Here is a 21,685-nt window from a genome sequence, read left to right as displayed (position 1 = left end):
ATGGCGACCGCTCTCGCGCCCGTCGAGAACACAACGGGCGGGGCGCCGACGCGCCCCGCCCGGGGTCGCGGGTCCAAGCCGGGCAGTGCCCGCTGGTGGGTCGTCCTGGCCTTCGTCTCGCCATTCGTCGTCGGGTTCTCCGTCTTCGTGCTGTACCCGGTGGCGTCCACGCTCTACTACTCGCTCACCGACTTCCAGGCCGGCTCCTACCGCCCCGTCCACTTCGTCGGCCTGCGCAACTACCGCCTGCTGTTCACCCAGTCGGACAACTTCTGGGTGTCGGTGCGCAACACGCTGTGGATGGTCGCGGTCATGGTGCCGCTGCGCACCGCCTGGGCGATGCTGACCGCCTGGGTCATCATCCGCGTCAAGCGCGGCAGGACCCTGTACCGCACGCTGTTCTTCCTGCCGTCCATGGTGCCGGTGGTGGCCGCGGCCCTGTCCTTCATCGTGCTGCTCAACCCCGTGGGGCCCTTCAACCGGATCCTGGACCTCGTCGGCATCAGCGGCCCGGGCTGGTTCTCCGACCCCGCCTGGTCAAAACCGAGCCTGGTGCTGATGGCACTGTGGGCCAGCGGCAACGTGATGGTCATCTTCTCCGCCGCCATGCTCGACGTACCGCGTGACTTGTACGAGGCGGCCGAGCTGGACGGCGCCGGCGCGTTGCGGAAGTTCCGCAGCGTCACGCTCCCCGCCATCTCACCGGTCGTCTTCTTCGCCGTGCTCACCGGGATGATCTATACGTTCCAGTACTTCACCGAGGCGTTCGTGGCGTCGAGCTCGTCGAACATGACGTCGTCCAGCACCGAACTGCTCGGCTACCCGGCCGACTCGCTGCTGTTCTACTCGACCGAGCTCTACCAGCAGGGCTTCTCGTACTTCAAGACCGGTTACGCCTCGGCCATGGCCTGGCTGCTGTTCCTGGTCATCTTCGCGGCGACCGTGGTGTTCATCCGCGCCTCCCGCCGCTTCGTCCACCACGCGGGAGGCAGCCGATGACCACCCTCGACGTGCGCCTGCCCCGACGCCGGGTGCGAAGAGGCCGGCGGGTGCTGCACCTGCTGGCCGAGCACGCCCCGGCCGTCGCGGTCGCGCTCTGCTTCCTGCTGCCGCTGACGATCGGCGTCCTCACCGCGTTCATGACCCAGCACCAGGCCGGCACCGGTGCGCTGTGGCCCTCACCATGGGAGTTCGGCAACTTCCGCAAGATCTTCTCGGCCATGCCGTTCGGCCGCGACCTCGTCAACACGATGCTGTACGCCGGACTGTCCACGATCGGCACGGTGATCTCCTCGGTGCCGGTGGCCTACGCGCTGGCCCGGATGCGCTGGAAGGGCCGCGAGGCGTTCTTCCTGGTCGTCCTCGCGGCGATGATGATCCCCGCGCAGGTCACCAGCCTGCCGCTGTACGTCCTCTACTCGCACATCGGCTGGGTGGGCACCCTCAAACCGCTCATCGCGCCGGGCTTCTTCGGCGACGCGTTCAGCATCTTCCTGCTCCGCCAGTTCTTCCTCACCATCCCCGACGAGCTCACCGAGGCGGCCCGGCTCGACGGCGCGGGGGAGCTGCGCATCCTGTGGCAGGTGCTGATCCCGATGACCCGGCCGGCGATCGCGGCCGTGGGGCTCTTCTCGTTCCTGTACGCGTGGAACGACTTCTACAACCCGCTGCTCTACACCGGCAACAGCCAGGGCGGCCAGACCCTCGCGGTCGCCCTCACCGAACTCGCCAAGAACGGGCACCAGAACGCCTACGAGCTGCAGATGGCGGCCTCGCTGATGTTCCTGCTGCCCATCCTGGTGCTGTTCTTCCTGGCCCAGAAGGTCTTCGTCGAGGGCATCACCCTGACCGGCATCAAGGGGTGACCGCCGATGGCTGACCTCGTGGTGGGCGTCGACGGCGGGAACTCCAAGACCGACCTGGTGCTCGCGGACACCGACGGACGACTGCTGGCCTGGGTGCGCGGCGACGGCACCCGCCCGCACCGCGAGGGCATGACGGCCACGACCGAGCACCTCGCGCACCTGGGCCGGCGGGCCCGGGCGATGGCCGGGCTGCCGGCCGACGCCCGGGTCGCCGTCGGCGCGTTCTTCCTCGCCAACGTGGACCGCAGAGCCGAGGAACGGCAGGCGGCACAGCTGCTGTCCCGGCTGGGCGTGGCCGAACGGACCGTGGTACGCAACGACACGCTCGCCGTCCTCCGGGCGGGCGCCCCGGAGGGCTGGGGAGTGGCGGTGGTCTCGGGCGCCGGCATCAACGCGGCCGGGGTGCACCCGCGCGGCCGGTCGGCCCGCTTCCTCTCACTCGGTGACATCACCGGGGACTGGGGCGGCGGGCTGGCCGTGGCACGGGCCGGGCTGGGCGCCGCGGTCCGCGCCGGCGACGGCCGCGGCCCGGCCACCACGCTGCGGCGGGCCCTGCCGGGCCACTTCTCCCTGCGCAGCGTGGAGGCCGTGGCGCTCGCCGTCAGTGAGGGCGAGATCCCCGTGGTGGCCCTGCACGGCCTCGCGCCCCTGGTCTTCGCGGCGGCCGCCGACGGGGACGAGGTGGCTCGGGGGATCGTGCTGCGCCTCGGCGACGAGATCGTCGCCATGGTGACCGCGCTGCTGCGCCGGCTGCGGCTGCTGCGCACGCCGACGCCCGTGGTGCTCGGCGGGGGCACCCTGCAGAACGGCCATCTGCTGCTGCCGGAACACATCCGCACCCGGCTCGCCACCGAGACGCCACAGGCCAGACCCCGCGTCCTCGACGTACCGCCGGTGGCGGGCGCGGCGGCCGAGGCGCTCTTGACGGCGGGAGTCCGGGCGACCGCGCGTAGTCGCCTGCGTGAGGCGCTTTCCGGCACAGGGCCGGGGCCTGTGACGGCGGAGCGCAGGTCGTGATCTCGCGGTCAGGGTTCCGGGATCGGGCCCCCGGACCCGGACCCCGCGTCCTCGACGTACCGCCGGTGGCGGGCGCGGCGGCCGAGGCGCTCTTGACGGCGGGAGTCCGGGCGACCGCGCGTAGTCGCCTGCGTGAGGCGCTTTCCGGCACAGGGCCGGGGCCTGTGACGGCGGGGCGCAGGTCGTGATCTCGCGGTCCGGCCCCCGGGACCGGGAGGACGCCTGACCGGTGGCTAATGCTCCAGACGCACCGGCATCAGCAGCGAGAACGTGTCCTCGTCGTCGGGGCGGCGGATCGCGACGGGTGCGGTGGGGGCGCCGAACTCCAGGACCAGTTGGTCCCGCGCTCCGGCCGCGAGGGCGTGCAGCAGGAAGTCGCGGTTCACGGCGACCTGGCTCTGGTCGTCGTCACCGTCCTCACAGATGGTCACCGTGCCGTCGTCCGCCATCTTGAGCACGCTGAGGTCGCTGGACGCGCCGTCCTGTCCACGTGGCTCACTCGCGCGGACGGGACCGGTCTGAAGCGCCTGCCGGAAGGCCGGCACGTTGACTACGGCGCGGCGCCCGGCCGGCAGGCGGACGAGGCGGCGGTAGTCGGGGAAGTCGTGGTCGAGGCACTGCCCGGCCACCTGCCGGTCCCCGGACTCCAGCGTCACGCGGTCGCCGTCCACGGCGAGGTCGACGGGTTCCTCGCCGCTCAGCAGGGCCCGCATCGCGTCGGCGAGCGGCGCCGGCACGATGACCTGCGCACGGGCCCCGCCCTGCCCGGCGGCACCGGCTCGTGCGACGGCCATCCGATACCGGTCGGTGGCCACGAGGCGGAGCACCTCGCCGTCGAGGTCGAACAGCACTCCGCCGAGCATCGGCAGCTCCGGGTCGGTGCCGGCGGCGAAGCGGACCGCGTCCAGAGCGGCGGCCAGTTCGGGCGCCGGCACGGTCAGCCGGACGGCGGCGGTACGGAGCGACGTCATGGAGTTCTCCTTGCGATCGAGTAGCGGTCGAAGCGTGGAGAACTCGCTGCGGGCGTCGGCCAGTCCCAGTTCGAGGCGACGCAGGTGGGCCTGAAGCAGCTTCCGCACGAGGTCGGTGTCCGCGCCTGCCCAGCCGGCCAGCACCAGCCGGATGTCCGCCAGCGGCATCGCGACCCGGCGCAGCCGGGCCAGCAACCGGGCCTCCTCCAACTGCTCGGGCTCGTACCAGCGGTAGCCGCTCACCGGATCCACCCAGGCGGGGACCAGCACACCGGCCCGGTCGTAGAACCGCAGGGCGCTGACGCTCAGTCCGCTGTCCCGCGCCAACTCACCAATGCTCTGCATCTCGCTCTCCACACCCGGAACTCTGGGCCCTTGACCAGGTCGAGGGTCAACTCGTGGATCCGAAGACGAAGGAGACCAGGCGCCGGAGCTCAGGCTTCGGGAGCCGCGTGGACGCGTACCCCCTCCACGAAGGTCTCCAGGACCCGGGTGGCCGCGATCTCCTCGGGCGGGCCCGCGAAGGGGTCCCGGTCCAGGACGACCAGGTCGGCCGCCCTGCCGACGGTGATGCTGCCGGTGATGTCGTCGAGATGGTTCACATAGGCGCTGCCCGCCGTGTACGCGGCGATGGCGGCGCCCAGGTCGAGGCGCTGTCCGGGCAGGAACTCGGGAGTGCCCTCGGGTGCGTCGGGGGACACGCGGTTGACGGCGACATGGATGGCCTGGAGCGGGTCGGGACTGCTGACCGGCCAGTCGCTCCCCGCGGCGAGAGTCGCCCCGGCGCGCAGCAGGTCCCCGAACGGGTACTGCCGGGCACCGCGTTCGGGACCCAGGAACGGCAGGGTCAGCTCGTCCATCTGCGGCTCGTGGGCGGCCCACAGCATCTGCAGGTTGGCGGTGGCGCCCAGCGTCCGGAACCGCGGTATGTCGGTGGGGTGGACGACCTGCAGATGTGCCAGGTGGTGCCGTGTGTCGCGGTGCCCGCCCGCGGCACGGGCGGCCTCCACGGCGTCCAGTGCCTCGCGTACCGCGCGGTCGCCGAGGGCGTGGAAGTGGACCTGGAAGCCGAGGACGTCGAGTTCGGTGACGTACTTCTTCAGGTCACCGGGGTCGACGAAGCTGATGCCGCTGGTGTCGGACGCACAGCCGCAGCCGGTGAGATACGGGTCGAGCATCGCGGCCGTGTGGTTCTCGGCGATGCCGTCCTGCATGATCTTCACCGTGCCGGCGCGGAACCGGCCCCTGCTCAACTCCTCGCGCCGTGCCACGAGTTCGGGGATCTGCTCGGCGCCCCGTTCGCGGTCCCACCACAGGGCGGCGGCGACGCGGGCGGTCAGGAGCCCCTGGTCCAGGGCCGCCTGGTAGGTGGGTGCCGGATCGGCCATGTTGGCGTACGCGCCGACGATGGCGTCCTGCCAGGCGGTGACACCGTGGGAGTGGAGGACCGCCTGGGCTCGCAGCAGGCCGGCCAGTTGTTCCGCGGGCGTGGGGTCGGGGACCAGTCGGCCCACCAGGTGGACCGCGCCCTCCTGCAGCATGCCGGTCGGGTTGCCGTCCGCGTCGCGCTCGATCCGGCCGTCCACGGGATCCGGGGTGCGGGCGTCGATGCCCGCCCGCTGAAGTGCCCGGGTGTTGACCCAGGCGCCGTGGTGGTCCCGATTGGGCAGGAAGACGGGCCGGTCGGGGACGATCGCGTCGAGGGCCGCGGCGGTGGGGGCGCCGCCGGGGAAGGCCTCCAGGGACCAGCCGCCGCCGGTGATCCATTCGGCGTCAGGGTTCTCGTCGGCGTACGCCGCGATCCGCCGCAGGTACTCGGCGGGGTCGACGGTGTCGGCCAGGTGGCACAGTCCGAGTTCCAGGCCCGCGCCCTGCGGGTGCACGTGGGCGTCCTGGAAGCCGGGCAGCAGCAGCTTCCCGGCGAGGTCGACGACCTCCGTGCGCGGGCCGATCAGCGCGTGCACCTCGTCGTGGCCGACGGCCGTGATCTGCCCGCCGTGCACGGCCACGGCGGTGGCGCGGCTGCGGGCGGCATCGACGGTGTGGACGTGCCCGCCGGTGAGGACGAGATCGGCGGGGCCCGTGACCTGGGACTGCGACATGCGGGTGAACTCCATGGAGGGAGGGGGTGGGGGCGAGGATCAGGCGGCGGTGCGGTCCATCGGGAGGGTCAGGGACTCCGCGTCGGTGCCGTGGCCCGTCGTGAAGTACGGCGAGCGCCGGACGTACTTGGCGACGGCGGCCATGCCCAGGCCGACGAGCACGATCGCGGCGGGCAGCGAGAACATGAACCAGCCGTTGGCGGGGCTCAGCTCGAAGTGATCGCTCATGGTCAGGTACGAGTAGCCGAGGTAGCCGCCGAGGCCCAACAGGATCAGTCCGGACACGGCGGGCACGCCGACGGCGAGCAGCGCCTCGCGCGCTCCTTCGCGAAGCGCGGAGCGGAAGCGCACGGCGCAGGCGAGCGCGGTGAGGCCGTAGTAGAAGGCGACAATCAGGCCGATGGCGTTGACGGCGGCCAGCAGCATGTCGCTCAGCTTGGGAATCGCGACGGCGAGAAGGGCGATCACGCCGGCGATGGACATCACGACGACCGTGCCGGCGGCGGGACTGCCGTACCGGGGGTGAACCCGGGTCCACAGCGGTCCCATGGTGCGGTCGCGGCCCATGGCGAGCAGTCCGCGCGCCGTGGGGATCAGGGTGGCCTGCACGGAGGCGACCGCGGAGAACATCAGCGCGACCAGGGGCAGGGTGGCCCACGGCTCGGCGGCCAGCTTCTCCCCGAGGTAGGGGAGGGCCTGGGGGCCGTTCTTGACGAGTTCGGTCAGGCTCATCTCCCGCTGGAAGGCGACCGAGGCGAAGAGGAACAGGCCGAGCATGGCGAACAGGGCGATCAGGCCTCCCCGGGCCGCGTCGCTCGGGCTCTTCGTCTCCTCGTTGACGGTGAAGGCCGCATCCCAGCCCCAGAAGAAGAAGACCGCGAGAACCATGCCCTGGGCGAAGGTGGTGCCGCTGGAGATCTCGAAGGGGTTGAACCAGGAGAGGGAGAAGGCGTGGTCGCCCGTGATCAGGGCCCAGCCGCAGAAGCCCAGGAGCACCGTGTACTCGAAGATCAGCAGGGCGAACTGGAATCTGGTCGCGGCGCGTATCCCGGTGACGGCCAGGGCGGTGAGCGCGACAAGGATCACCAGCCCGACTCCCGTGGTGATACCGGTGGACGTCGGATCGAGGGCGATGCCGGCGAGGCTGTGCAGGCCGGCCTTGTTGGCGAAGATCAGGACGACCGAGCCCATGATCGCGCTGGTGTAGGCACAGAAGATGATCGAGCCGACCAGGGTGACCCAGCCGGTCAGGAAGCCGGGCCAGGGGCCGATCGACTTGCCGACCCAGACGTACCCGTTGCCCATGTTGGGCTCGGAGCGGTTGAGGCGGGCGTAGGCGGTGGCGATGCCGAGTACCGGCAGGAACGCCAGGAGCAGGAGCGCCGGGGCATGAAGGCCCACTATGGTCGCGATCGTGCCCATGCCGATGGCGATGCTGGTGGTGGCGGCGGTGCTCGAGGCGGCGATGGCGACGCCGTCGACGACACCGAGGGAACGGCGCAGTCCGGTGCCCGGTCCGCCGGACAGGGCGGGCTCGGGCGCGACGGGCGGTGTGGACTGGGGAGACAGGGACGACATGGAGGGCTCCTCGCGGGGAGAGGTCGAGGGTAGAGCCGCGCGGGACTGTGATGGAACACCTGGCGTTCCCGTTGCGTCAATGCTGTTGACATAAGGCGGTCGGGCCTCTTCACTGCCGGTACGCGGTACGGAAACGAACACGGCCGCGGAACGAGAGGAACCCCCGGTATGCCCAACCGTGTTCCGCGGGAGCGACAACGCCGCCGTCCCACCCGCTCGGGGGTCCTGCTGTCGGAGGACCTCATCGTGGACACCGCCCTGCGTCTGATCGGCGAGCACGGCCCGGAGGCGCTCAGCGTGCGACGGCTCGGCACCGCCCTCGGCTGCGACCCCAGTGCCCTCTACCGCTACTTCGACGGCACCGACGACCTGGTGCTCGCCATCGCGGACCGCATCATCGGCGACGCCATGGTCGGGTTCGTCCCCGGGGACGACTGGGTGGCCGCACTGCGCGAGATGGCTCTGAGGGTGCGCGCCGGATACCTCGCCCATCCCCGCGCGGCGGCCTTCGCCTCGTACCGGGTGACCCGGCGCGAGAACGAGATCCGTGCCGTGGAGACCGGGATCGCTCTGCTGCTGTCGGCGGGCTTCGAACCGGCCGTCGCGACGCGTCTGTATCTTGCGTTCATCGACACCGTGCTGGGCCACGCCGCCATGGACGCCGCGTTCCAGGCGCTCCCACGGCAGCGGCGCGAGGCCGACCACCGGGCGTGGAACGACGTCTACCAGGGGCTGGACCCCGCCTCGTTTCCGGCGCTGACCACCGTGCGCCAGGTCTTGCACACCATGGGGGACAGCTCCTTCGAGGACGCGGTCGACCTCATGCTGGAGGCACTGGCGGCCCGTGCGCCGGGGTCAGCGCGCCGGTAGCCATGCGCCGAGGGCGTCGATGAGGCGGTCGAGCGCGGGCTCCTCGGCGGAGCGGTCCGTGATCACCGTTCGGCCGTCGAAGCGCAGCGTGTACTGGAACATGTCGGCCGCTCCCATGTTCTTGGTGAACTCGGGGACGTCCGCCAGCGCCGGATCTCCGAGCAGCGTGCGCAGCTTCCTGAACTGGGCGGCGGTTGCACGGCGTTCCCGCGGCTCGCCCTTGTCGGTGACACGGACGGTGCCGTCGCCTCGCAGGACCACCTGCCGGCTGACCCCGGCGAAGCCACCGGTGACGGTCATGGTCACCAGCTTCCGGTCCGGGCCGGTGACCGGCCCGGGCGAGGGCTTGGCGGACGCAGGAACGGACGCGGACGCGGGAACCGACGCGGAGGAGGAGGCGGTCGCCGACGAGACCGCCGTACCCGTCGGCTCAGCGCCGCCGTCGTCTCCGAAGGTGCAGCCGGTCGAGGTCAGCACCCCGGCCACGCACACCGCCGCCCACGCGGCCGTTCCCCTGGTGAGCGCCATGTCCCCCACTCTCCCCGTGTGCCGATCGCTGAGTGAGCGTCATATCAGGGTGCCATGCTGAGAGTTGTGCCGCAGGTGTCGTAGTGGTTCGCGTCCTTCCAGGAGGTCCCATGTCAGAGCCGTCCGTCCTCGCCGCGCTGGTGTCCGCGTTGCGTGGCGGGTCCATAGAGGTCGTCGACCTGACGTCGCCGTTGTCCTCGTCCACACCGGTGATCCAGCTGCCGCCCCAGTTCGGCCAGACGGCGGTGTTCGAACTGGAGGAGATCAGCCGTTACGACGACCGGGGGCCGGCCTGGTACTGGAACAACTTCCGCAGCGGCGAGCACACCGGCACCCACTTCGACGCCCCGAACCACTGGGTGACCGGGAAGGATCTTGCCGACGTGGCGTCCGTGCCCGCGCGCCGGCTGATCGCACCGGCCGCCGTTCTGGACTTCACGGCCGAGGCGGAGCAGGACCCGGACTTCCTCGTGGAGGTGGAGCACGTGAAGGCCTGGGAGGCCGAGAACGGGCCCTTGCCCGGCGGCGGCTGGCTGCTGCTGCGCACCGGATGGGACGCCCGCTCGCACTCCCAGGAGGAGTTCCTGAACGCGGACGAGGACGGCCCGCACACCCCTGGCCTGTCGCCGGAGTGCGCCCGCTGGGTGGCTCAGGAGTCGCCGGTGATCGGCCTTGGAGTGGAGACAGTGGGTACCGACGCCGGACGTGGGCACGCGTTCGACCCGGTCTTTCCCTGCCACTCCTATCTCATGGGCAGTGACAAGTACGGCCTGACCCAGCTGCGCAACCTGGCCGCGCTGCCCGCGACCGGCGCCGTCGTCATGGCGGGACCGCTGCCCATCGTCGGCGGCTCCGGGTCTCCCGCGCGGGTGGTCGCGCTGGTGGAGCGCTCGTGAAGGTGGCCGAGGCCGTCGGCCGGGCGCTGTCCGCGGCCGGGGTCGGTCACGTCTTCGGAGTCGTCGGATCGGGCAACTTCCACCTCACCAACGCCATGATCGCTGCCGGGTCGCGCTTCGTCGCCGCGCGCCACGAGGGCGGAGCGGCGACGATGGCGGACGCGTACGCGCGCATGAGCGGCACCGTGGCCGCCGTGAGCGTTCACCAGGGGCCCGGTCTGACGAACGCCATGACGGGCATCGCCGAGGCGGCCAAGAGCCGAACTCCGCTGCTGGTGACGGCCGCAGAGGTGACCGAACCGAGGTCCAACTTCCACGTCGACCAGGCGGCGCTGGCGCACGCCGTGGGCGCGGTCCCGATGCGGATCACGTCGGCCGAGGAGGCGGTCGGGCAGGCCCTCGCCGCGGTGCGGCGGGCGCTGCACGAACGACGCACCGTGCTGCTCAACCTCCCCCTGGACGTGCAGGTCCTGGACGTGCCCGACGGTGTCCTGGCGCAGGTCGCGCCGCCGCCGGAACGGGTGGCGGTCGAGCCGGCGCCGAAGGACGTGGAGGCGTTGGCCCAGGTGCTGGAGCGGGCGCGGCGGCCGGTCTTCGTGGCCGGGCGGGGCGCCCGCTCGCCCGGCGCCCGTGACGCCCTGGAGGCCCTCGCCGAGCGCAGCGGCGCGCTGCTCGCCACCTCCGCCGTGGCGCGCGGCCTGTTCCACGGCAACCCGTGGTCGCTCGACGTGTCCGGGGGTTTCGCGTCACCACTGGCGGCCGAACTCATCACGGCCGCGGACACGATCGTGGGCTGGGGCTGCGCGCTGAACATGTGGACCATGAGGCACGGCCGCCTGATCGGTGCCGACACGACCGTGGCGCAGGTCGACGACGACGCGTCGGCGCTCGGGGCGCACCGGGAGGTGCACGTCGGGGTCACCGGCGACGTCGAACTCACGGCGCGGCGCGTACTGGAGACGTACGGCGGGGGCACGGAACGGCATGGCTGCCGGACGCCCGGCACCGCCGCGGCCATCGCCGCGCGCGTGCGGTGGCGGGACGTGCCGTACGAGGACACCAGCACGCGTGAGCGGATCGACCCGCGCACACTGAGCATTGCGCTCGACGACGTCCTCCCCGCGCAGCGGGTGATCGGGGTGGACTCCGGCAACTTCATGGGCTACCCGAGCATGTACCTGTCGGTGCCGGACGAGAACGGCCTGTGCTTCACCCAGGCGTTCCAGTCCATCGGCCTCGGGCTGGCGACCGCGATCGGTGCGGCACTGGCGCGGCCGGACCGGCTCGCGGTGGCCGCGCTCGGGGACGGCGGCGCGCTGATGGGCGCCGCGGAACTCGACACGGTCCGCAGACTCGGGCTGCCGATGATGGTCGTCGTGTACAACGACGACGCCTACGGGGCCGAGGTGCACCACTTCGGGCGGGGTGGACATCCGCTCGACACGGTCGAGTTCCCGGCGACCGACGTCGCCGCCGTGGCACGGGGGTACGGCTTCGAGGCGGTGACCGTGCGCACACGGACGGACCTGAAGGCCGTCGAGGACTGGCTCGCCGGTCCGCGGTCCGCGCCCCTGCTCATCGACGCCAAGGTGGTCGCAGACCGCGGGTCCTGGTGGCTGGAGGACGCGTTCCGCGGCCATTGACGGCATGCGTAACAAATAATCGACGCCCGTTCGTCTATTGACACATGACGACCGGCGGTCCGAATCTGGTCTCGTGTCACTCGATCAGAGGAGATCGGCATGAGCGAGACCTTCGTCCTGGTGACCGGCGCCTGGCACGGTGGCTGGGCCTGGCGCCCGGTCGCGAACGAGTTGAGAGCGGCCGGGCACCAGGTGCACACCCCCACGCTGGCCGGGCTGGGGCCTGACGACGACCCGCGCGGCGTGACGCTCACCGACTGCGTGAACAGCCTCGTGGAGTACGTCGAACGGGCGGGCCTGGACGACGTCACCCTGGTCGGCCACAGCTGGGGCGGCTACGTCCTGACCGGTGCCGCGCCGAAGCTGGCTTCCCGGACACGGCGTCTGGTCTTCTGGAGCGCGTTCGTGCCACAGGACGGCGAGTCACTGATCGATGCCTGCCCGCCGCACTACGGCGAGATGTTCCACGCACTGGCGGCCGCCTCCGGCAATGACACGGTCTCGTTGCCCCTGGAGGTCTGGCAGCAGGCGTTCATGCAGGACGCCGGTGAGGAGGCCCAGCGCATGGTGCACTCCCTGCTCGTCCCGCAGCCGCTCGGCACCTTCACGGAGAAGCCGGACACGACGGCGTTCACCGCGCTCGACATCCCCACGGCCTACGTTCTGTCCACCGACGACCTGTCCCTTCCCGGTGAGTGGGCGTGGGCCGGCCGTTTCCCCCAGCGACTCAAGAACCCGCTGGTCATAGAGACTCCGGGCAGTCACGAGGGCTGCTTCACCCGCCCCGCCGAACTGGCCGAGGCGTTCGTCCGGGCCTGCGCGGCGTAGCCCGGGGCACCGGGCCCAGGAGTTCGGCCCCCGGGCCCGGCACCGAACTCGGGGGCCTATGGCAGTCCCCAGGGCTCGCCCGGCTCGCTCACCTCCACCGGGGCGATGACGAGGTCGGGGCGCCGGCCCGCGTACAGGAGCACCTCGTGGCCCTTGGGCAGGTCGATCGCGAGGGTGCCCTCGTCCGTCGGGCGGACGCGGGCCGGGGTGCCGTCGTCGAGGACCGCGGTCACGGGGCCGCCGGTCAGCCCGTGCCGGAGTTCGAGCGGCTCGCCCGCCAGGCTCCGTACGCGGATGAACCGGGTGACCCCGCCGGTGCGGGACGCGCTGACGAGGAAGGCGCCCTGGGTGCGGAAGTCGTGCAGGGTGACGTCGGCCCACGAGTCCGGCACGGCCGGGAAGACCCGTACGACACCGCCCCAGCTCTGGCAGAGCATGTCGTGCAGGGACTGCGACGCCGACAACGGCGTCTCGATGACGGGACCGGCCTCGGTGTAGTGGGTGTTGGCCCGGCACGGGTAGCGCGTCGTCGGGTCGAAGAACTTCTTCAGGTACGACAGCGCGGTGTCGCCGCGTCCCATCATCGCGTAGAGCGAGGCGGCTCCCGTGTAGCTGTACCCGCGGTGGGCTCCCGTCAGCGCGTGCCAGTGGACGACCGACTTCTCGATCAGCTCGCGCTGCTCCGGCTGGTCCCAGTTGACCAGGTACAGCGGATAGACCATCAGCAGGTGGGAGTAGTGGCGGTGTGACTGGGCGTACGGGGTGTCCGCCCCGATCATGAAGCCGTTGTCGTCCACCGGGTACGGCGTGAGCTTGGCCGACACCTCCCGCCAGCGCGACTTCAGCGGATCGTCGATCCCCAGGCGCTCGGACGCCTCCAGCAGAGCGGCGCAGCCCCAACGGATCAGCGACAGGTCGTAGTTGGTGTCCTTCGGGGGGACCACCGGATACTCCGGGGACAGCGTCGACGGCAGGTGCAGTCTGCCGTCGTCCCCCGGCTGGAGGAAGTGCAGGTAGTAGTTGATCGCGCGGCGCAGCAGCGGGTACACCGTGTCGCGCAGCAGCGACTCGTCCATGGTGTGGCGGTAGCTCAGCCACGCGTTGTGCAGGGCCCACGTCAGATCGCCGCACTCGCCGCCGCTGCCCGGGACGGGGGCGCCGCGGTTCATGAACATGTCCGAACTGCGGCCGACTCCGGCGCTGTCCGAGCGATAGGCGGCGGGCACGTTCGCGGTCAGCTGTTCCTGGCTCTGCCGGAGGGTGCTGGCGAGCGCGTCGAGTTCCAGGTGGTTGGAGCCGTGGATCAGCCAGTACTCCAGCTGCACGTTGAGGTTCCACCACACGGCGGGCCAGGGGGTGGGCTCCAGCCACGGCCCCGAGGTGGCCATCACCGGGCCGCCCTCGCGGCTGGCCGACGCGACCTTGTAGAGCTGGATCCAGTGGAAGCTCTGCAGCCGCTCGTCGGGCACCGAGACGAAGCTCTTGCGGTAGAAGGCGTGCCACCAGCGGGTGTGGCGGTCACGGAGCGTCCGGTACGGGGCGGCGCGCTGGATCTTCTTCAGCGAGGTCTCGCCGGCCCGTGTGTCGGAGGGATGGCTGTGGGCGACGGCGAGCAGGAGGTCGTCGCCCGAGCGGCGGTGGGCCGTCGCTGTCTGGCCGCCGCCGGTGAGCGGCTGCAGGACCTGTTCGATGCCGCCGGTGGTGCGCGTCGTCCAGGGCGGGTTGGGGACGTACCCGTTCGGTGGCGCCTCGCTGATCTTCCGGGGGCTGATCGCCTCCTCGGGGTGGAACGTCCAGCGGACCTCCTCGTCGCCGTCGGCCGTGGCGCGTGCGGCGAGGATCCCGTCGTGGATGAACGCGGAGAACGACAGGGAGCCCTTGTCCGTGGTGACCGTGCCGGTGAGCTCGGCGTCCCACAGGCTCAAGCGCCAGTCGACCCCGGTGACGGTGCCGACCGGATCGAGGGTCAGATGCCCCACGGGCAGCCGGCAGGTGCCCCAGCCGCTGCCGAACTGGGGGCGGTGGTCCTGGACTTCACCGTGCTGGACGGTGAAGCGGATGCCGCTGGTGTCCGGGTCCTGGTACACCATGCTGCCCAGCCGTCCGTCCCCCAGGAACGGCGCTTCGTGCCACAGCTTGGGCAGCTTGCGCCAGACCAGGTCCTGACGGCGCAGGAAGCCGGACCATGCGCCGCTGGAGTCCATACGGTTGCGGAGCTTCCAGGGGGCGCGGCCGGCCCCGGCCGCGAGGCCTTCGCCTTCTCGTTCAGCCGCGCCTGCGGGAGCGGCTTCGGCCGCCGTGGGCAGCGCGGCGAGCGCCGCGCCGCCGACCACGGAGCCGAGCACGGCTCTTCTCGAGCTGTTTGCAGAGGTCATGTGCGGGGTGCCTCCAGGGTGTGACGGTTCGTCGAGGTCCTCGATGCGTTTCCGCACCGCTCACCGCGTCCAGTACGTGAGGTTGCGGAAGCGGGCCTCGGCGCGGCCGCTGCCGTGGTGGTAGACGCCGTTCTTGAAGTGACGTGTGGCCGGCCCGCGGTCCTCGGTGGTCAGCACCAGCTCGTCGTCGAAGTAGACCTTGACGCTGCCGCTGGAGGCGTTGTGTTCGAGCTTGACGTTGAACCACGTGTTGTAGGCGTTCGTCTTCAGGACGGTGCTGTCGTACGCACGCACCGTGCCGCCGCTCGCGCTGTAGGCGTTGAGCATGAAGTCCGTGGCGGGGGTGCCCTCGGGGTGGATCACGCGGAGGATCTGCACGAAGGTCGCGCCGTTCGTACCGGACGGGAGATACACGTCGGCGTCCCACATGTGCTGCCCGGACGTGTACTCCTGCTTCCAGCGCATCTCGGTGCGCGGGTCGGTGGAACTGCCCTGCGACATGGGCTCGTCGGTGTCGTACACCCACATGCGGTGGACGCCGCCGCTGTTGGTGTAGCGGTCGCTCAGGTCGAGGTTCCACGGCTTCTGCATGCTGTAGGTGAAGCTGGTCTTCTGCCAGCCGTCCGTGGGTGAGGCGGGTGCCGCGGGCGCGGCCGAGGACGTGGCCGGGGTCATCGCCCAGACCGCGCCTCCGGCGAGTAAGCCGCCGGCTGCGAGAACGGTACGTCTCGACGGCTGTGGACGTGAAGCGTTCATGTCAATCACTCCTGATGGACGTCACGCTGGTGTGGGGTCGAGCGGGCGGAACACAGGAACGATTCATCGGATCTATCGTCTGGCGCAGCGTAGAACTGGCCGTCAAAGCGCGTCAATGCATGAGACGAGCCGGAGATAGGTCCGATGTGCGTGTCTCGACCTGGATCAGGAGGGAGGCAAGCCAATGGGACGCCGGTAGCCGCCCGGCGTCCTCCCGATCGCGTGGGCCTTGTGTGCCCCGCGCCGGTGTCGTCGGGGCATCGCGGTGGCGATGTGGCCGAGGCCACGTCGCCAGCGAGGCGCGGATCACGTGTCGTGACACGCGCGGCGGGCTACCGTTCTGTGCGGTTCCTCGTTCCCCGGCAGTATCTCGGACGGCCCGGCAGTGCTCGCAGACCTCTCCCCCCTCATCGCGGCGACGACCCAGTGGCTGACGTGCGCCTACCCCTCGGGAGGCGGCGCACTGGCCGCCGCCCTGTGCGAGGTACAGGCACGGCAGGCCGTGACGGTCGCGGCGTGGCTGCGCTATCCGACGCAGATGGATGCCGCGCTGGTGGGGATGGCGGGCCCCGGCGGCTCCGCCCGGCTGGACTGGATCACGGGCGCGGACAGTGCAGGGCGAGGGGACGATGACCCGGACGACCACGCCTGGCGCACCTGGGTGGACGAGGTCGTGGCGAGCTGGGCGGCCTGTCTGCTCACCGATCCGGAACTGGCCGGCCTGGCGGTGGCCGCCGTCGCCGGGGGCGGTCACACGGCCGGTGCGCCGGTCGAGTTCCGGCGGCTGGTCGCGCCGGACGACCGCGACCGGCGGGCGGCGGCGCTGCTGCGCCACCCCGACCTCCTCGCGCCCGTGGCCGAACTCCACCACTCCCAGCTCCTCGACCGCCTGAAGCCGGGAGAGGCGCTCATCGCCTGAGCGGGCCCGGGGCGGGTTCGCCTCGCCCGCGCCGCCGCCCCTACCCACTCCCGTCCCCTTGGGCTGCGCCCCCAGACCCCGAACCGGCCTGAACTTCCCCGCCCTCGAACGCCGGACGGGCGAACGCCGGACGGGCGCGCCGAGGGCGAAACTCTGAACGCAGGCGGTGATGCGAACGCCGGACGGGACTGAATGTGCCTGTCGGGGCGCCCCGGGGCAGACGTCCGCAGACGCCCGCGCCCCGGAACCGTACCTGTCAGCTCTTGCCGCGCCCCGTCATCGCGTCGCGCAGGCGGTCGACCATCCCGACACCCGGCGCCAGCAGCTTGTTCGCCGGAGGCTTGTCCGGAGCGGACGGGTGCGGTCGGGTCGGTGCCGTCTTCTTCGCCTGGCGGACCTTGTCACCCAGGGTGTCGAGCGCGTCCGCGGGGCACGCCGCGCGCAGCCTGGGGAAGAGGTTCTCCTCCTCGTCGGCCAGGTGCGACCGGATCTCGATCATCAGCATGCCGATGAGCCGGTCGAACTCGGGGTCGTCGGCGTCGCAGCCCTCCAGGTCCTTCATGATCTGCTCGGCCTTGGAGTGGTCGTCGAGCTCCTTGTCGGCCAGGGCGTCACCGTTCGCCAGGTGTTCCCGCACCGCCGGGTAGAGGTAGGCCTCCTCGGCGACCGAGTGCCGGACCAACTCGATCGTGGCCTGGTCGGCGAGTACCTTGCGGTTCTTGTCACCGGGCGGCAGCGCCTCGATCCGGCCGAAGAACTCCTCGATCTCACGGTGATCGGTCACCAACTCGTCGATGACGTTTCCTCCGTGTCCCATGGGTTCACCTCCAGGCAGGGCGCGGCGACTCCGGGACGGAACCGCCACGAGCCCCGAGTGCCCCGGCGCCGTACGGGTTAACGCGGGCTGTGACACCGTGCGGCTCGCCGCCCGGCAGAAGATCCACCCGATGTCCACCACCCGCACCACCCGACTCGGCGGAGGCCCACCTCGATGACCGTCCACGAACCGACCACGCGCCCTTCGGTGATCGTCGTGCTCACCGACCAGCAGCGCTGGGACACCACGGGAGTGCACGGCAATCCGGCCGACGTGACACCGGAGTTCGACCGGATCGCCCGGGAGGGCACCCACGTGGAGCAGGCGATCACCCCCAACCCCGTGTGTGCTCCGGCCCGTTCGTCGCTGCAGACGGGCCGCTTCCCCACGGCGACGGGCGTGTTCCGCAACGGTCTCGCCCTGCCCTCGGACATCCCGACCCTGGCGGGGGAGTTCGCGCGGGCGGGGTACGTGACGGGCTGCATCGGCAAGTGGCACCTGGCGGGCGCGGACCAGCCGGACGGCCCCGTCCCGCCCGAGCGGCGCGGCGGCTACCGGGAATGGCTGGCCTCGGACCGGCTGGAGTTCACCTCGGACGCCTACCGCACGGTGCTGTACGACGGCGCCGGGCAACCGGTGCGGCTGCCCGGCTACCGATCCGACGCCCTGGTCGATGCCGCGATCCGCTTCGTGGCCGACCACCACGACCGCCCGTTCCTGCTCTTCCTGTCCCTTCTGGAGCCCCACCACCAGAACGCCACGGACGACCACCCGGCGCCCGACGGCTACCGCGAGCGCTACCAGGGCACGTGGCTGCCCCCGGACCTGGCCGCGCTCAGCCCCACCGCGCCCCGCGGAGGCGCCCACCGTCATATCGGCGGCTATCTCGGCCAGATCAAGCGGGTCGACGAGGGCGTGGGACGACTGCGCGACGTACTGCGCGGCCTCGCCATCGCGGACACCACCGTCCTGGCCTGGACCGCCGACCACGGCTCGCACTTCCGCACCCGCAACAGCGAGTACAAGCGCTCCGCCCACGAAGCGTCCGTTCGCGTGCCGCTGGCTCTGACCGGCCCGGGGTTCACGGGCGGCGGCCGCATCCGCCACCCCGTGAGCACCGTCGACCTGATGCCGACCCTCCTTCAGGCCGCCGGCATCCCGGTGCCGGACGGGGTGCAGGGCCGCTCCTTCCTGCCGCTGACCGGGGGCGGGACCGACCCCGGCCGCCCTGCCGAGGTGTACGTCCAGATCAGCGAGGACCACGTCGGGCGGGCGGTGCGTACGGACCGCTGGAAGTACGCGGTCGCCGCACCGGACGCCGACGCCTGGCACCGGCCCGCAGCGACCCGCTACGTGGAGACCGAGCTGTACGACCTGCACGCCGACCCTTACGAGCTGGACAACCTCGCAGGCCTGAGCTCCCACCGCGCCGTCGCGGACCACCTCCGGGACGCCCTGCGGGCATGGCTCGCGCGCACGGGCGAGCCCGACGCGACCGTGGAGCCGGCACCGCCGCGCACCACCGCCCAGCGGAGCCCGGATCCCCGGGTCTCCGCATGGGACGGGGCGCGCTTCGGGCACCAGCCGCCCAAGTCGTAGTCACTCGGCGGCGCGGCTGTCGCCCTCTGTTCCCGCGTTCTGTTCCCGCGCCCTATTCCTGGGCGCCGCTCTGTCGCCGGACGAGGTAGACGACGGCACCGGCCACGACGATCACGCCCGCGCCGATGCCGGTCCAGGCGCCGGCCGACAGGCCGCTGTCGTCGTCCTCGGTCGCCTGGGCGGCGGGGGAGGCGGAGGGCTCGGTCTTCCCGGCGCTCGGAGTCGGGGAGGCGGACGGGCTCTCGGACGCGCTCGGAGACGGGCTGACCGGCTCGGCGCCGGGCGCGGCTGCCTTGAGCTTCAACACGGGGGCGGGGTTGCCGTGGCCGTGGCTGTGGCCGTCGCCGCCGGACTCGTCCAGTTCGATCCAGCGGTCGACCTTGCCGTCGCCGTAGGTCTGCAGCGTCTTGAACACCAGCTCCTTCGCATCGGGCAACTGCCGTACGACGACAGAGACTTCGACGTCTTCCCCGACCTTCAGGGCCGCGCCCTTGACCGTGAAGCCGTCCTTGGTCGCAGTGAGCTTCCAGCCCTTGGGGCCCTCGCCGTAGGTCACGTCGGCGGGCGCGATGCCCTTCGGCAGGATGACGCGCAGCTCGGAGATCCCGGCCGTGCCCGACTCCGACTCGGCGCTGATGGCGAGCTCGGCGTTCTGGGCGAGGGCCTGGGCGTCGTCGGACTCGACCTCCACATGGGCGGCGGCCGGACCGGCGGTGAACAGGACGGCGGTGGCGGCGACGGCGGCCGCGAGGGTCATACGGCGGATACCCGCGAAGGGCGTACGGCGGATGCCGCCATGCGGGCGAGGGGTGCGGGACATGGGTGTCTCCAGGCATGGGGAAAGCACGGGCGGCGCGGCAGCCGCTCCGGCAGGGTCAGTGGACGAGAGCGAGCCCCGCCCGGGGAGGCCCCCTCCGCGCCACCACGTACGCGAGCACCGCACCCACGGGCGCTGCCCGCTCCCACCATGCCCGGACGGGCCCCGGCAGCCCGGCTTCCGGGGCGGCCGGGCAACCGGTCAACAGCGCCCGGACCGTGGCGATCCGTGCCCGGACCGCGTCGACGGTCTCCACCAGACCACGGGCCAGGAACCAGCAGGCCACGTCGGCGCGGTGCAGCAGGACGGCGACGAGCAGCGCCGCCGCGGCGTGGACGGCCGTCATCGCGAGCGAGTCGGGCGGGCTCATGCCGTGCCGTGGATGCCCGGACACGCCCATGGCCGCCGCGTGGTGCGGGGCCCCGGTCAACGTCAGCCACTCATGCAGCCCCACCTGCGCGGCACCGCATGCCGCCACCACCGTGGCCAGGGAGCGCGGGTGCCGGGTGCCGGCGAGTCCCACGCCGAAGAGCACCACGGCCGCCGCGGCACCCGGCCGTAACGGAGCCGGCCCGTCGGCGACCAGATGGTGGGCGCTCATCCCCAGCACCGTCCCGACGACCGCGAACACCGCGGCCCGCAGGACGGGCAGGGGCGCACGGTGCGTCGGCGTACGGAGGAGCATGGTCATGACGCGCCCATCATCGGACATCCCCCGGCCGGACCGGGGCGAGATCCCTTAAGAGCGGGCTCGTCCGGAATTCAGCGGGCGTGGCCTCACCACGGGCGCGAGTCCACGAACTTGTTGCCGCCGCCGCTCTTGACGGGGGCCTGCCCGCAGCCGCCGAGGTTGGCGCTGCGCGTGGCGTCGTGACCCCACAGCAGGACCTTGATCGTGATCGGGTCGGTGCGGCCCTGCTTGCCGGAGCCGAACTTCTTCCCGTAGTACGAGGTGCGACCGACCTGGTTGTCCTTGAAGACGTTCCCCTTGCCGCACGCCTCGGTGCCGTACCGCCAGTCGCTGAACACCGCGTAGGTACCGGCTCGCCAGAACTTGTTGCCGCTCGCGGTGTTGTTGTCGCTGCCGTTCCTGGTCCGGATCGGGTCGCCCGAGACGTAGCCGAAGCGGTTGCCGGAGATGGTGGTGGACTTGGCGGAGGTGCCGAGGTAGACGCCGTGCATGTTGCCGGGCAGGGGGTCGTTCTCGATGGAGTAGAACCGGTTGCCGGTGACCTTCACCCGGGAGGCGTTGACGATGTGGACGCCCGCGAAGCCCCTCCCGCTGCCGCTGTGCTTGGTACCGAGCTTCTGGAAGCGGTTGCCCGTGATGGTGACACCGGTGACCCGGTCATTCGCCGTGCCGCGGACGTAGATGCCGTTCGCGTAGCGCTGGATCTCCAGACCTCGGACGGTCGTGTCGCTGTTCCGGGCGGTCAGGGTCATGAAGTAGCCGGCCGCGGCGGCACGGGAGCCGTCGAACACGACCTTCCCGGTCCCGGGTGCCGGGGCGATCGTGACGCTGCCTCCGGCCGGGGCGTAGGTCCAGTCGATCTGCTTCCCGGGGCGGTACGTGCCGCCCGGCACGAGGATCCTCGCGTGCCGCACGCCTCTGTCGCGGAGGATCCGCTGCGCCTCGTCGAAGGACGCCACCGCGTCGCCTGCCGTGAGCCCGCTGTGCGCGCGGTCGGTCTGCGCCGAAGTGGGTTTCACGTAGATCGTGAGTTCCCCGGTCGTGGTGGTGGCACCGGCCGCGGGCGCAGACAGCGCGCCCCCTCCGGTCACCAGTGCGAGCGTGATCGCCGTGACGGCTGACTTCCGCATGGTCGGACTCCTCGTCTCGTCCCCGCTGTGTGTGAGCGGCTTACGGGCCCACATCCTGGGAACCGGGGCGGCCGTCCTCAACGGCGACGGCCTGTCCCGGACAGGCGTCCCGTGTCCGGCAAGGCCACAGCGCTGTCCGGGAGCGAACCCGGACAGCGCTGGGACTGGTTCAGGCAGCCGCCTGGAACCGGCGCAGGCGTAGGGAGTTGCCGACGACGAAGACGGAGGAGAAGGCCATGGCGGCTCCGGCGATCATGGGGTTGAGGAGTCCGGTGGCGGCGAG

The 21,685-nt window shown here is 71.5% G+C and carries 19 protein-coding genes; 9 read left to right on the top strand and 10 right to left on the bottom strand.

The genetic code is table 11. From position 1 onward, the window contains the following. The 3 genes from AB0959_RS47880 to AB0959_RS47870 are packed head-to-tail and all read left to right on the top strand — an operon-like array spanning position 1 to position 2,882. Complete coding sequence (locus tag AB0959_RS47880; protein WP_366833251.1) at positions 1–999, top strand: sugar ABC transporter permease; 999 nt, start codon at positions 1–3, stop codon at positions 997–999. After that, entirely contained in the window at positions 996–1,865 is an 870-nt protein-coding gene (locus AB0959_RS47875; protein WP_366833250.1) for a carbohydrate ABC transporter permease, read from the top strand. Before AB0959_RS47880 ends, AB0959_RS47875 begins: the two co-directional genes overlap by 4 nt. A 6-nt stretch (positions 1,866–1,871) precedes the next feature. After that, positions 1,872–2,882 carry a BadF/BadG/BcrA/BcrD ATPase family protein gene (locus AB0959_RS47870; RefSeq protein ID WP_366833249.1) on the top strand — a complete coding sequence of 337 codons (1,011 nt, stop codon included), beginning with the start codon at positions 1,872–1,874 and terminating at the stop codon, positions 2,880–2,882. 233 nt (positions 2,883–3,115) lie between these two features. Here the strand turns inward: AB0959_RS47870 and AB0959_RS47865 are convergent, their stop codons facing one another. The 3 genes from AB0959_RS47865 to AB0959_RS47855 all read right to left on the bottom strand — a co-directional run bounded on the left by AB0959_RS47865 (position 3,116) and on the right by AB0959_RS47855 (position 7,533). Beyond that, complete coding sequence (locus tag AB0959_RS47865; RefSeq protein ID WP_366833248.1) at positions 3,116–4,198, bottom strand: MerR family transcriptional regulator; 1,083 nt, start codon at positions 4,196–4,198, stop codon at positions 3,116–3,118. 89 nt (positions 4,199–4,287) lie between these two features. Continuing rightward, a complete protein-coding gene (locus AB0959_RS47860; protein WP_366833247.1) occupies positions 4,288–5,955 on the bottom strand; it encodes an amidohydrolase in 1,668 nt (555 codons plus the stop codon). A 39-nt stretch (positions 5,956–5,994) separates the two neighbouring features. Continuing rightward, positions 5,995–7,533, bottom strand: a complete 1,539-nt coding sequence (locus AB0959_RS47855) for an APC family permease (protein WP_366833246.1) — start codon at positions 7,531–7,533, stop codon at positions 5,995–5,997. A 168-nt stretch (positions 7,534–7,701) separates the two neighbouring features. On the opposite strand from AB0959_RS47855, the gene AB0959_RS47850 reads away from it, so the two are divergent. Beyond that, positions 7,702–8,403 carry a TetR/AcrR family transcriptional regulator gene (locus tag AB0959_RS47850; protein WP_366833245.1) on the top strand — a complete coding sequence of 234 codons (702 nt, stop codon included), beginning with the start codon at positions 7,702–7,704 and terminating at the stop codon, positions 8,401–8,403. Here AB0959_RS47850 and AB0959_RS47845 read toward each other — a convergent pair. After that, positions 8,389–8,931: a hypothetical protein gene (locus tag AB0959_RS47845; RefSeq protein WP_366833244.1), complete on the bottom strand. Its 543-nt coding sequence runs from the start codon at positions 8,929–8,931 to the stop codon at positions 8,389–8,391. The genes AB0959_RS47850 and AB0959_RS47845 overlap by 15 nt on opposite strands. 110 nt (positions 8,932–9,041) lie before the next feature. Between AB0959_RS47845 and AB0959_RS47840 the strand changes: the two genes are divergently transcribed. The 3 genes from AB0959_RS47840 (at position 9,042) to AB0959_RS47830 (ending at position 12,298) form a co-directional block, all read left to right on the top strand. Further along, positions 9,042–9,827: a cyclase family protein gene (locus tag AB0959_RS47840; protein WP_366833242.1), complete on the top strand. Its 786-nt coding sequence runs from the start codon at positions 9,042–9,044 to the stop codon at positions 9,825–9,827. Then, entirely contained in the window at positions 9,824–11,470 is a 1,647-nt protein-coding gene (locus tag AB0959_RS47835; protein WP_366833241.1) for a thiamine pyrophosphate-binding protein, read from the top strand. Before AB0959_RS47840 ends, AB0959_RS47835 begins: the two co-directional genes overlap by 4 nt. A gap of 99 nt (positions 11,471–11,569) precedes the next feature. Continuing rightward, positions 11,570–12,298, top strand: coding sequence for an alpha/beta fold hydrolase (locus tag AB0959_RS47830; protein ID WP_366833240.1), 729 nt, complete (start codon positions 11,570–11,572; stop codon positions 12,296–12,298). A 56-nt stretch (positions 12,299–12,354) separates the two neighbouring features. Here the strand turns inward: AB0959_RS47830 and AB0959_RS47825 are convergent, their stop codons facing one another. Together AB0959_RS47825 and AB0959_RS47820 are read right to left on the bottom strand one after the other, a co-directional pair. Continuing rightward, entirely contained in the window at positions 12,355–14,673 is a 2,319-nt protein-coding gene (locus AB0959_RS47825; protein ID WP_366833239.1) for a Tat pathway signal sequence domain protein, read from the bottom strand. 60 nt (positions 14,674–14,733) lie between these two features. Further along, positions 14,734–15,429 (bottom strand): cinnamyl alcohol dehydrogenase, encoded by a 696-nt coding sequence (locus AB0959_RS47820; RefSeq protein WP_366833238.1) that lies wholly within the window; start codon positions 15,427–15,429, stop codon positions 14,734–14,736. 385 nt (positions 15,430–15,814) lie between these two features. Here AB0959_RS47820 and AB0959_RS47815 point away from each other — a divergent pair, with 385 nt between their 5' ends. Next, positions 15,815–16,348, top strand: a complete 534-nt coding sequence (locus AB0959_RS47815) for a hypothetical protein (protein ID WP_366833237.1) — start codon at positions 15,815–15,817, stop codon at positions 16,346–16,348. Positions 16,349–16,604: 256 nt separating this feature from the next. Here AB0959_RS47815 and AB0959_RS47810 read toward each other — a convergent pair whose 3' ends face one another. Next, positions 16,605–17,165, bottom strand: a complete 561-nt coding sequence (locus AB0959_RS47810; RefSeq protein ID WP_366833236.1) for a hemerythrin domain-containing protein — start codon at positions 17,163–17,165, stop codon at positions 16,605–16,607. A gap of 174 nt (positions 17,166–17,339) precedes the next feature. Here AB0959_RS47810 and AB0959_RS47805 point away from each other — a divergent pair, with 174 nt between their 5' ends. After that, positions 17,340–18,764, top strand: coding sequence for a sulfatase-like hydrolase/transferase (locus AB0959_RS47805; RefSeq protein WP_366833235.1), 1,425 nt, complete (start codon positions 17,340–17,342; stop codon positions 18,762–18,764). Between the two features lie 52 nt (positions 18,765–18,816). On the opposite strand, the gene AB0959_RS47800 is transcribed toward AB0959_RS47805, so the two are convergent. The 3 genes from AB0959_RS47800 to AB0959_RS47790 all read right to left on the bottom strand — a co-directional run bounded on the left by AB0959_RS47800 (position 18,817) and on the right by AB0959_RS47790 (position 21,402). Next, a complete protein-coding gene (locus AB0959_RS47800) occupies positions 18,817–19,584 on the bottom strand; it encodes a DUF1775 domain-containing protein (protein ID WP_366833234.1) in 768 nt (255 codons plus the stop codon). A gap of 55 nt (positions 19,585–19,639) precedes the next feature. Next, positions 19,640–20,272: a hypothetical protein gene (locus tag AB0959_RS47795; protein WP_366833233.1), complete on the bottom strand. Its 633-nt coding sequence runs from the start codon at positions 20,270–20,272 to the stop codon at positions 19,640–19,642. Positions 20,273–20,358: 86 nt separating this feature from the next. Beyond that, on the bottom strand, positions 20,359–21,402 hold the full coding sequence (locus AB0959_RS47790; RefSeq protein WP_366833232.1) for a right-handed parallel beta-helix repeat-containing protein: 1,044 nt from the start codon (positions 21,400–21,402) through the stop codon (positions 20,359–20,361). Between the last annotated feature and the right edge of the window lie 283 nt (positions 21,403–21,685).

Source organism: Streptomyces sp. NPDC046862 (assembly GCF_040704615.1).
Taxonomy (GTDB): Bacteria; Actinomycetota; Actinomycetes; order Streptomycetales; family Streptomycetaceae; genus Streptomyces.
Note: the sequence above shows the minus strand (reverse complement) of the source record. Positions and strands in the feature narration are given on the sequence as shown.

Excerpts from the sequence above, each read along its gene's own strand:
- AB0959_RS47880 (WP_366833251.1), top strand. The coding sequence starts at position 1 with ATGGCGACCGCTCTCGCGCCCGTCGAGAACACAACGGGCGGGGCGCCG.
- AB0959_RS47875 (WP_366833250.1), top strand. The coding sequence starts at position 996 with ATGACCACCCTCGACGTGCGCCTGCCCCGACGCCGGGTGCGAAGAGGC.
- AB0959_RS47870 (WP_366833249.1), top strand. The coding sequence starts at position 1,872 with ATGGCTGACCTCGTGGTGGGCGTCGACGGCGGGAACTCCAAGACCGAC.
- AB0959_RS47865 (WP_366833248.1), bottom strand. The coding sequence starts at position 4,198 with ATGCAGAGCATTGGTGAGTTGGCGCGGGACAGCGGACTGAGCGTCAGC.
- AB0959_RS47860 (WP_366833247.1), bottom strand. The coding sequence starts at position 5,955 with ATGTCGCAGTCCCAGGTCACGGGCCCCGCCGATCTCGTCCTCACCGGC.
- AB0959_RS47855 (WP_366833246.1), bottom strand. The coding sequence starts at position 7,533 with ATGTCGTCCCTGTCTCCCCAGTCCACACCGCCCGTCGCGCCCGAGCCC.
- AB0959_RS47850 (WP_366833245.1), top strand. The coding sequence starts at position 7,702 with ATGCCCAACCGTGTTCCGCGGGAGCGACAACGCCGCCGTCCCACCCGC.
- AB0959_RS47845 (WP_366833244.1), bottom strand. The coding sequence starts at position 8,931 with ATGGCGCTCACCAGGGGAACGGCCGCGTGGGCGGCGGTGTGCGTGGCC.
- AB0959_RS47840 (WP_366833242.1), top strand. The coding sequence starts at position 9,042 with ATGTCAGAGCCGTCCGTCCTCGCCGCGCTGGTGTCCGCGTTGCGTGGC.
- AB0959_RS47830 (WP_366833240.1), top strand. The coding sequence starts at position 11,570 with ATGAGCGAGACCTTCGTCCTGGTGACCGGCGCCTGGCACGGTGGCTGG.
- AB0959_RS47825 (WP_366833239.1), bottom strand. The coding sequence starts at position 14,673 with ATGACCTCTGCAAACAGCTCGAGAAGAGCCGTGCTCGGCTCCGTGGTC.
- AB0959_RS47820 (WP_366833238.1), bottom strand. The coding sequence starts at position 15,429 with ATGAACGCTTCACGTCCACAGCCGTCGAGACGTACCGTTCTCGCAGCC.
- AB0959_RS47810 (WP_366833236.1), bottom strand. The coding sequence starts at position 17,165 with ATGGGACACGGAGGAAACGTCATCGACGAGTTGGTGACCGATCACCGT.
- AB0959_RS47805 (WP_366833235.1), top strand. The coding sequence starts at position 17,340 with ATGACCGTCCACGAACCGACCACGCGCCCTTCGGTGATCGTCGTGCTC.
- AB0959_RS47800 (WP_366833234.1), bottom strand. The coding sequence starts at position 19,584 with ATGTCCCGCACCCCTCGCCCGCATGGCGGCATCCGCCGTACGCCCTTC.
- AB0959_RS47795 (WP_366833233.1), bottom strand. The coding sequence starts at position 20,272 with ATGACCATGCTCCTCCGTACGCCGACGCACCGTGCGCCCCTGCCCGTC.
- AB0959_RS47790 (WP_366833232.1), bottom strand. The coding sequence starts at position 21,402 with ATGCGGAAGTCAGCCGTCACGGCGATCACGCTCGCACTGGTGACCGGA.